Source organism: Bradyrhizobium denitrificans (assembly GCF_013179005.1).
In the GTDB taxonomy this organism is placed as follows: Bacteria; Pseudomonadota; Alphaproteobacteria; order Rhizobiales; family Xanthobacteraceae; genus Bradyrhizobium; species Bradyrhizobium denitrificans.
The window spans coordinates 1-455 of sequence record NZ_JABFDP010000092.1; the positions used below are offsets into that span (position 1 = coordinate 1).

1 pseudogene is annotated in these 455 nt (G+C 59.6%); it reads left to right on the plus strand.

The features are described 5' to 3' along the window. Positions 1-56 precede the first annotated feature (56 nt). Positions 57-170: pseudogene (locus tag HL671_RS37885) on the plus strand (transposase); the annotation flags it as partial. Positions 171-455 lie beyond the last annotated feature (285 nt).

Here is a 455-nt window from a genome sequence, read left to right on the forward strand (position 1 = left end):
ACTCTAGCCAAAAATGGTCCAGTTTTCCGGCCTCAGATCAGACGAAGGACGGACAGATGAAGCGGAAGCGGTTCACGGAAGAGCAGATCATCGCGGTTTTGAAGGAGCACGAGGCCGGCGCGAAGACCGCCGATCTGGCTCGCAAGCACGGGATCTCGGAGGCGACGTTTTAGAGTTGGAAGGTCAAGTTCGGCGGCATGGAAGTGTCGGAGGCGAAGCGGCTCGCGTGAGCACCTTTCGATGGTTAGCAGTGCTACAACGCTGACAGTGGAGCCCAGCGGCGCTGGTAGGCCGCACGGACTTAAAGTCGCCGCTCCCCCGCGGGAAGGCGGTACAAGTTGGGAGCACTACACAGGCGGAACAAGTGCGGCGGCAGCATTGACGTTGCGACTCGCTCACCGCATTCATGACGCGCTAGCAGGCCGTTGAAGAAGTCTGCTTTCGGTCGGATTTGA